Annotated in this window: 8 protein-coding genes; 6 read left to right on the forward strand and 2 right to left on the reverse strand. The window is 69.7% G+C overall.

Annotated elements, in window-relative coordinates; translation table 11 throughout:
- Window positions 1-65 precede the first annotated feature (65 nt).
- Window positions 66-1,934, forward strand: coding sequence for an SLC13 family permease (locus CEK68_RS15020; RefSeq protein ID WP_010341810.1), 1,869 nt, complete (start codon window positions 66-68; stop codon window positions 1,932-1,934).
- A gap of 31 nt (window positions 1,935-1,965) precedes the next feature.
- Here CEK68_RS15020 and CEK68_RS15025 read toward each other — a convergent pair whose 3' ends face one another.
- Window positions 1,966-2,304 carry a Rieske (2Fe-2S) protein gene (locus CEK68_RS15025; RefSeq protein ID WP_152239850.1) on the reverse strand — a complete coding sequence of 113 codons (339 nt, stop codon included), beginning with the start codon at window positions 2,302-2,304 and terminating at the stop codon, window positions 1,966-1,968.
- A gap of 202 nt (window positions 2,305-2,506) precedes the next feature.
- On the opposite strand from CEK68_RS15025, the gene CEK68_RS15030 reads away from it, so the two are divergent.
- From CEK68_RS15030 to CEK68_RS15050, 5 genes are all read left to right on the forward strand, one after another.
- A complete protein-coding gene (locus tag CEK68_RS15030; protein ID WP_017910413.1) occupies window positions 2,507-2,779 on the forward strand; it encodes a hypothetical protein in 273 nt (90 codons plus the stop codon).
- Between the two features lie 118 nt (window positions 2,780-2,897).
- Window positions 2,898-3,605 (forward strand): fumarylacetoacetate hydrolase family protein, encoded by a 708-nt coding sequence (locus CEK68_RS15035; RefSeq protein WP_017910414.1) that lies wholly within the window; start codon window positions 2,898-2,900, stop codon window positions 3,603-3,605.
- 108 nt (window positions 3,606-3,713) lie between these two features.
- Window positions 3,714-4,133, forward strand: a complete 420-nt coding sequence (gene mscL, locus CEK68_RS15040; RefSeq protein ID WP_017910415.1) for a large-conductance mechanosensitive channel protein MscL — start codon at window positions 3,714-3,716, stop codon at window positions 4,131-4,133.
- Between the two features lie 96 nt (window positions 4,134-4,229).
- Window positions 4,230-5,645 (forward strand): M28 family peptidase, encoded by a 1,416-nt coding sequence (locus CEK68_RS15045; protein ID WP_043094995.1) that lies wholly within the window; start codon window positions 4,230-4,232, stop codon window positions 5,643-5,645.
- A 62-nt stretch (window positions 5,646-5,707) separates the two neighbouring features.
- Window positions 5,708-6,760 (forward strand): LacI family DNA-binding transcriptional regulator, encoded by a 1,053-nt coding sequence (locus CEK68_RS15050; RefSeq protein ID WP_152239851.1) that lies wholly within the window; start codon window positions 5,708-5,710, stop codon window positions 6,758-6,760.
- Window positions 6,761-6,766: 6 nt separating this feature from the next.
- Here CEK68_RS15050 and CEK68_RS21415 read toward each other — a convergent pair whose 3' ends face one another.
- Window positions 6,767-7,840, reverse strand: a complete 1,074-nt coding sequence (locus CEK68_RS21415) for a cytochrome P450 (protein WP_152239852.1) — start codon at window positions 7,838-7,840, stop codon at window positions 6,767-6,769.
- Window positions 7,841-7,913 lie beyond the last annotated feature (73 nt).

The raw sequence follows: 7,913 nt of genomic DNA on the forward strand, positions 1-7,913 counted from the left end.
GACGACCTGCGACGACCGGCCGCTTCTGCCATTCTCCATTCCCGATTCCCCATTCCCGGCCTCGCATGGATACCGCGCTGACGCTGACCACCGATATGAAGCTCGTGCTCGGGCTGGTCGGCTTCACCATGGCGATGTTCGTGTTCGAGCGGATCCGCGCCGACGTGGTGGCGCTGGTGGTGCTGGTGGTGCTCGGGGTGACCGGGCTGATCGCGCCGGAGGAGCTGTTCAGCGGCTTCTCCGGTAACGCGGTGATGAGCATCATCGCCACCACCATCCTCGGCGCCGGGCTGGAGCGCACCGGCGCGCTGAACCGACTGGCGTCGTGGCTGCTGCGGCGCGCACGCGGGGTGGAGGAGCGGCTGATGCTGCTGACCACCGCCATCGCCGGGCTCAATTCCTCGTTCATGCAGAACCCGTCGGTGATGGCGCTGTACCTGCCGGTGGCCTCGCGCCTGGCCGGACGCACCGGGCTGACCCTGCAGCGGCTGCTGCTGCCGATCGCCGCGGCCATCGTGATGGGCGGCGCGCTGACCATGGTCGGCAACTCGCCGCTGATCCTGCTCAACGACCTGCTGCAGTCGGCCAACAACAACCTGCCCTCGGGCATGGCCACCATCGAGCCGCTGCGCATGTTCGCGCCGCTGCCGATCGGCGTGGCGCTGCTGGCGGCCTCGCTGATCTATTTCCGCGTGCGCGGCGACAAGGCGCTGGCCGAAGAAGAGCGGCTGATCAACGACGGCGTCACCCCGGCGCGCACCGAGAGCTATTTCGCCCGCACCTACGGCATCGAAGGCGACGTGTTCGAGCTGATCGTCAGCGCCGACAGCCCGCTGGTCGGCATGACCCTGGGCGAGGCCGAGACCGTGCACAACGCGCCGCTGCTGCTCGCCCTGAAGACCGGCAACGACACCCGCCTGGCGCCGCCGGCGGACATGCGCATCTGGGTCGGCAGCGTGCTCGGGGTGATGGGCGCGCGCCAGCAGGTCGCCGATTTCGCGCAGAACCAGTTCCTGCGCCTGTCCTCGCGCCTGCGCAATCTCGGCGATCTGTTCAACCCCAGCCGCGCCGGCATCTCCGAGGCGGTGATCCCGCCGACCTCGCGCTTCATCGGCAAGAGCGCGGCAGAACTGCGCCTGCGCAAGCAGGCCGGGATCAGCCTGCTGGCGATCAACCGCGACAAGCAGGTGATCCGCGAGGACGTGCGCAAGGTGCCGCTGCGCGCCGGCGACATGCTGGTGTTCCACAGCATCTGGCAGGACCTGGCGCAGGCCTCGGAAAGCCGCGACTTCGTGGTGGTCACCGACTACCCCAAGGGCGAGCACCGCCCGCACAAGTTCAAGATCGCGATGACGATCTTCGCCCTGACCATCCTGATAGCGCTGACCTCCAGGCTGCCGGTGGCGCTGACCCTGATGACCGGCGTGGCCGGCATGCTGCTGACCGGCGTGCTGCGCATGGACGAGGCCTACGCGGCGATCAACTGGAAGACCGTGTTCCTGATGGCCGGGCTGATCCCGCTGGGCTGGGCGATGGACAGCAGTGGCGCAGCGGCCTGGGTCGCCGGCCATACCATTGCGCGACTACCCGAGGGCATGCCGGTGTGGGCGCTGGAGATCGCCCTGGGCCTGCTGACCACCGCGTTCTCGCTGGTGATCAGCCATGTCGGCGCGACCATCGTGATGGTGCCGATCGCGGTCAACCTGGCGCTGGCGGCTGGCGGCAATCCCACCGCGTTCGCGCTGATCGTGGCGCTGTCGGCGTCCAACAACCTGATGACCGCGTCCAATCCGGTGATCTCGATGATCACCGGCCCGGCCAACTATCAGCCGCGCGAACTGTGGCGCGTCGGCGGCCCGCTGTCGCTGGTCTACACCCTGGTGGTGGTGCTGATGGTCAACCTGATGTCGATGGGCTGGTGGCACGCGCTGTAGCGCGGCTCGTCGCAAGCACCTGCGCTGCGCGCTAAACCAGCACCACCTGCCCGTCGCGCACGTCCACCGGCACCGCATGCAGGCTCTGGCCGCGGCACGGGCCGGACACGCACTCGCCGCCCTGCAGTTCGAACGCGGCGCCATGCGCGGCGCACACCACGTGGCCCTCGCGGCTCTTCAGGAACTGGCCCGGCGCCCAGTCCAGGCGGCGCCCGGCATGCGGACACACGTTCAACCACGCGCGCACGCGATCGCCCTCGCGGTACAGCAGCAGCGATTCGGACTCGCCGCCGATCAGCGCCTCGGCCTCGGCCAGCTCGCCGGAAACCAGGTCGTGCAGCGGCGCCAGCACGGCAGATGATTCGGTCATGGAACGCAGCGCAGGCAGCAAGGGGTTGTCATTCTGGCATGGGCGATCGGCAGCCGTGACGCCGCACGCCCTTCACCCGGCGAGCACATGCAAGCCCCTGACCGCAAAGTGTTAATTTTTCGCTTAACGAAGTTTTCACTCCGTCACATAAAACAGCGCCGATACTGCGCCCCTTCGGTTCAAACTGAAACAGAGTTCTGCCATGCGCGCTCGCCTCTTCAATTTCGACCAATTCCGGCACGTCTTCGCGCCGCGCAAGCCGCGCCATCCGCTGGTCAAGCTGGCCGTGGGCCTGCTCGGCCTGGCGATCCTGGCCGGGCTGGTGTTCGTCAGCGTGTTCGTGGGCGCGGCGATGATCCTGGGCGGCATCGCGATGAAGCTGCTGAGCCAGCGCGGCAAGCGTCCGGCCACCGCGCGCCGCCATGTGGTCGATGGCGAGTATCGGGTGGTGCGCAAGCCGGCCTTGCCGCTTTAGAGCTGGGAATGGGGAATCGGGATTGGGGAATCGCGAGAGCGACATCCGCTTCCCTGTTGGAATCGGGTTGAACCCGACCCGCTAAACTGCTGCATCCCCTCTCGTTGGATGCATGCTCATGAAAGACCTGTTCGCTGCTGCCGAGGCTCCGCGCGTTCCCGTGCGTGGACAGGGCCTGTTTCCGGTGCATCGCATCTACTGCGTGGGCCGCAACTTCGCCGACCACGCGCGTGAGATGGGCGCCAGTGCGCCAGCCTCGAAAGCCGAGCGCGGCCAGCCGACCTTCTTCATGAAACCGGCCGATGCGCTGGTGATCGGCGACGACGCCATCCCCTACCCGTCCGCGACCCAGGACCTGCACCACGAAGTGGAACTGGTGGTGGCATTGGGCCAGGACGCGCCCGCCGGCGTGCTGCCGGTGGACGGAGCCGAGGCCCTGATCCTGGCCTACGGCGTGGGCCTGGACCTGACCCGTCGCGACCTGCAGGCCGCGGCCAAGGCCAAGGGCCTGCCGTGGGACATCGCCAAGGGCTTCGACGCCTCCGCGCCGATCAGCGAGCTGATCCCGGCTGGCGAGGTCGGGGCGCTGGAGGCCTTGAACCTCTCGCTGGAAGTCAACGGCGAGGTGCGCCAGCAGTCGCTGCTGGAGCAGATGATCTGGAACGTGCCGGAGATCCTGCACGAGCTGTCCAAGCTGTTCGCGTTGCGCGCCGGCGATCTGGTGTTCATGGGCACGCCGGCCGGCGTGGCCGCGCTGCGCCCGGGCGATCGCTTCAGCGCGCGCCTGGAGAACGTGGCCGAGCGGCACGGCCGCATCGTCGGCTGAGGACGCGCCTGTCGCGCGACATACGCGCGCCTGTGATTCGACCACCACGGCGACTGCGCTAGGCTAGCGCCGCGGCGACAGGCCCGCACTGACAAGAGAGGAGTCCCGATGAGCATGATCCGCGAATTCAAGGAATTCGCCATGCGCGGCAACGTGCTGGACCTGGCGGTCGGCGTGGTGCTCGGCGCCGCGTTCGGCAAGATCGTCACCGCGCTGGTCGAGAAGATCATCATGCCGCCGATCGGATTGCTCGTGGGCGGCGTGGATTTTTCGCGCTGGGCATGGACGCTGAAGGCGGCGACGGTGGACGCCGCCGGCAAGCCGGTACCGGCCGTGGTGATCGGCATCGGCGATTTCCTCAACACCATCATCCAGTTCGTGATCGTGGCCTTCGCCATCTTCATGCTGGTCAAGGCGATCAACCGCATCGCCCGCAAGGAACCGCCGGCGCCGAAGGCCCCGACCGAGGAAGTGCTGCTGCTGCGCGAGATCCGCGATTCGCTCAAACACGAGCCGCGCCCGGAGTAAGCGCGACGGCACACGCGGCTTCCGCCATGGAGGCCGCGTCGTGCACAGCGGTGAGGCACTGCTAAGCTCGCGGTTCCTGTGTCCGCGGAGTTTTCCATGCGTCGTCTTGCCGTCGTCATCGCTGCTGTGCTGAGTCTGTCCTCTCCTGCGGTTGCCGCCGAGGCCACGCGCATCCCGGAGGCGGCACTCCGCGACGCGGCGGCCTTGCGCGAGCGGGCACTGGCCGACGACACCGGCTGGAAGGTGGTCGAGTCGCTGACCACCGAGATCGGCCCGCGGATGGCGGGCAGCGAGGCCGACGCACGCGCGGTGGCCTGGGCCACGGCGACATTCAAGGCACTGGGCTTCGACAAGGTGTGGACCGAGCCGGTGACGTTCCCGAAATGGGAGCGGCGCAGCGAACACGCGCAGGTGCTCGGCGCGCATGCGCAACCGCTCACCGTCACCGCGCTGGGCGGCAGCCCCGGCGGCACGGTCGAGGCCGAGGTGGTGCGCTTCGCCGACCTGGCCGCGTTGCAGGCGGCGCCCGCCGATGCGCTGCGCGGCAAGATCGCCTTCGTCGATTACCAGATGCTGCGCACCCGCGATGGCAAGGACTACGGCAACGGCGGCGCGGTGCGCAGCAAGGGGCCGTCAGAAGCGATCCGCAAGGGCGCGATCGGTTTCGTGATGCGCTCGGCCGGCACCGATTCGCACCGCGTGCCGCATACCGGCATCACCCGTTTCGACGAAGGACTGACGCCGGTGCCGGCGGCGGCGCTGTCGGTGCCCGACGCCAACCAGTTGGCGCGCCTGCTCGCGCGCGGCCCGGTACGCCTGCGCCTGGCGCTGGACTGCGGCTGGGACGGCACCGCCACCTCCTACAACGTGATCGGGCAGATCACCGGGCGCACGCTGCCGAACGAGGTGGTGCTGATCGGCGGGCACCTGGATTCCTGGGACCTGGGCACCGGCGCGATCGACGACGGCGCCGGCGTGGCGATCAGCATGGCCGCCGGGCATCTGATCGGCCAGCTCAAGCAGGCGCCCAAGCGCAGCATCCGCGTGGTCGCCTTCGCCAACGAGGAGCAGGGTCTGTACGGCGGCAAGGCCTATGCGCAGGCGCATGCCAAGGACGTGGCGCGGCACCAGATCGTCGCCGAGAGCGACTTCGGCGCCGGCCGCATCTATGCCTTCAACACCGGCTCCGGCGACGCCGCCGGCTCGCGCGCGGCGACCCGGCAGATCGCCGAGGCGCTGGCACCGCTCGGCATCGCCTATGCGCCGGACGCCGGCGGCCCCGGCCCGGACGTCGGTCCGCTCGCCGCCAAGGGCGGCGCCTGGGCCTGGCTGGCGCAGGACGGCAGCGATTACTTCGATCTGCATCACACCGCCGACGACACCCTGGACAAGATCGACCCGAAGGCGCTGGCGCAGAATGTCGCCGCGTATGCGGTGTTCGCATATCTGGCGGCGCAGGCCGACGGCGGTTTCGGCAGCCAGGCCAAGACAGTGGAACCGCCCAGGGAGTAAAGTAAACCGGACCTGCGCAGGACGCGCGCAGGGGCTTCCCCTCCGCAGCAGCGCCAGGACCTTTGATGGGCATACGGCAACGTCGCGCGGGCTCAGCGGTGACGTTGCTGGATGTAGCCCGCCATGCGGGCGTGTCGCCGATGACTGCTTCGCGCGTGATCAATCGCCACCCGCGCGTGAGCGCTACCATGCGCGAGCGCGTCGAAGCGTCGATCAAGGCGCTCGGCTACCGCCCCAACCTCGCCGGCCGCTCGCTGCGCACCGCAGGACTGGCACGCATCGGCGTTCTCTACAGCAATCCCAGCGCGGCCTACCTCAACCAGTTCATGCTCGGCATGCTCGAGCAGAGCAGCCTGGAAGGCTGCCAGGTGCTGGTGGAAAAGAGCGACGACAGCGCCAGCCAGCGCGCCGCCACCGAACGCCTGCTCGCGGCCGGTGCCGATGGCCTGATCCTGCCGCCGCCGCTGTGCGATGCGCGGCAGACCATCGCCGAACTGGATGCGCGCGGCATTCCGCTGGTGGCGGTCGCCACCGGCGCACCGATGCCCGGGGTCAGCTCGGTGCGCATCGACGACTACCAGGCGGCGTGCGCGCTCACCCGGCATCTGCTCGACCTGGGCCACCGCGACATCGGCTTCGTCAGCGGCGATCCCGGGCACACGCCCAGCGCACTGCGCAGCCGCGCGTTCTTCGACACCATGGCCGGGGCCGGGCTGACGGTGGCCCCGGAGCGCGTGGCCGAAGGCCTGTTCACCTATCGCTCCGGCCTGCTCGCGGCCACTGCGTTGCTGCAGGTCGCCCCGCGTCCCAGCGCGATCCTGTGCAGCAACGACGACATGGCCGCGGCAGCGCTGGCGATCGCGCACGGACTGCGCCTGCGCGTGCCCGAGGATCTGTCGATCGCCGGTTTCGACGACACGCCGGTGGCCACCACGATCTGGCCGGAGCTGACCACCATCCACCAGCCGGTCGCGGCGATGGGCAGGGCCGCGGTGACGCTGCTGCTCGGCGAAATTCGCCAGCGCCGCGACGGCCTGCCCAGCCGCGGCACCCACCAGGTGCTGGACTACACCCTGGTCACGCGCGGGTCCACCGCGGCGCCCGCCCCGCGCTGAGCGCCGTCACCGCGTGCGGCAGGCAACGCCTCGAGCGCGCGTGTGCCGGATCACGTCGACCTGGGCCACACCGAGCAGCCCGGTCAACGGCACAGTGGCGCGACGTTGCTGCGGGTCCGCGACCAGGTCCTGACCGCGCAGCAGGTCCAGTAGCCGCTCCGCCAGCGGCATGACCATGTGCCGGCCCCAGCAGCGCTCGGAGGCATGGCCGAACGGCAGGTAGCCGGACAACGCATCGGGATCCACGCCGTCCCAGCGCTCTGGCCGGAACGCCTCCGGCTCCTCCCACACCGCCGGATCGCGATGGCTGAGCAAGGGCAGCACCAGCACGTCGTCGGCGGCGCCGATACGCGAATCCAGCGCACCGTACTCGGGCGAGGCATTGCGCAGGATGTTCCAGGACGGCGGCAGCAGGCGCAGGGTTTCGTAGAGGATGTTGCGGTTGCAGACGCGCGCGTCGAACGGCGACCCCAGCCACAGCGCGTTGGCGACCAGCGTGGAAATCGTGAAGCACACCGGCGCGGCGGTGCGCCGGTACAGGCCCATCGCATCGCGGCGCGCGCGGTAGCCATCGGCCGCGGACAGCAGCGTGGCCAACGCCGAGGCCTCCGCGTCCGGCGCCAGCGGTGCGAGCGCGCCGGCGGCGATCACCGCCCAGGTCAGGCGCGGCGTCAGTTCCAGGGTGCGGTCCATCAGCAGGCGCAGCCGCCACGGGTCGCCGCCGAGCAGCAGGTCGCGCAGATAGACATGGCCGATGTGCGGCCATGAACCGGACAGATCGAGCGTGGGCGGCGGCGGACGCTTCAGCGCCTCGCGCACGTCGCGGCCGATCGCCTGCATCAGTTTCGCCGCTTCGCTGCGCGCGATCGAGCGGCCGTGCAACGGCTTGAAGGTCGGCCGTTCGTGTTCGGTGGCGGGCCGGGCCGCGAGCAGGCGGTCGCTCAGCGCGGCGCCGGCGACACCGACCGTGTCGGCATCCAGGCGGAACGCGTCCTGCCCCACATGCGTGCGCAACAAGTCCTGCAGACGCGGCGCGAAGACCGTGGCGCGCGCATCGCGGTCGACCATGGTGGCGGACATCGCCAGTCTCCTGGAGGAACGACGCCCGGCGCAGTGCGTCCGCCGGGCACCGGCCGCACGGCATGCCGCGCGG

Source organism: Xanthomonas sp. LMG 12461 (assembly GCF_009192935.1).
Taxonomy (GTDB): domain Bacteria; phylum Pseudomonadota; class Gammaproteobacteria; order Xanthomonadales; family Xanthomonadaceae; genus Xanthomonas_A; species Xanthomonas_A sontii.

Excerpts from the sequence above, each read along its gene's own strand:
- CEK68_RS15020 (WP_010341810.1), top strand. The coding sequence starts at position 66 with ATGGATACCGCGCTGACGCTGACCACCGATATGAAGCTCGTGCTCGGG.
- CEK68_RS15025 (WP_152239850.1), bottom strand. The coding sequence starts at position 2,304 with ATGACCGAATCATCTGCCGTGCTGGCGCCGCTGCACGACCTGGTTTCC.
- CEK68_RS15030 (WP_017910413.1), top strand. The coding sequence starts at position 2,507 with ATGCGCGCTCGCCTCTTCAATTTCGACCAATTCCGGCACGTCTTCGCG.
- CEK68_RS15035 (WP_017910414.1), top strand. The coding sequence starts at position 2,898 with ATGAAAGACCTGTTCGCTGCTGCCGAGGCTCCGCGCGTTCCCGTGCGT.
- mscL (WP_017910415.1), top strand. The coding sequence starts at position 3,714 with ATGAGCATGATCCGCGAATTCAAGGAATTCGCCATGCGCGGCAACGTG.
- CEK68_RS15045 (WP_043094995.1), top strand. The coding sequence starts at position 4,230 with ATGCGTCGTCTTGCCGTCGTCATCGCTGCTGTGCTGAGTCTGTCCTCT.
- CEK68_RS21415 (WP_152239852.1), bottom strand. The coding sequence starts at position 7,840 with ATGTCCGCCACCATGGTCGACCGCGATGCGCGCGCCACGGTCTTCGCG.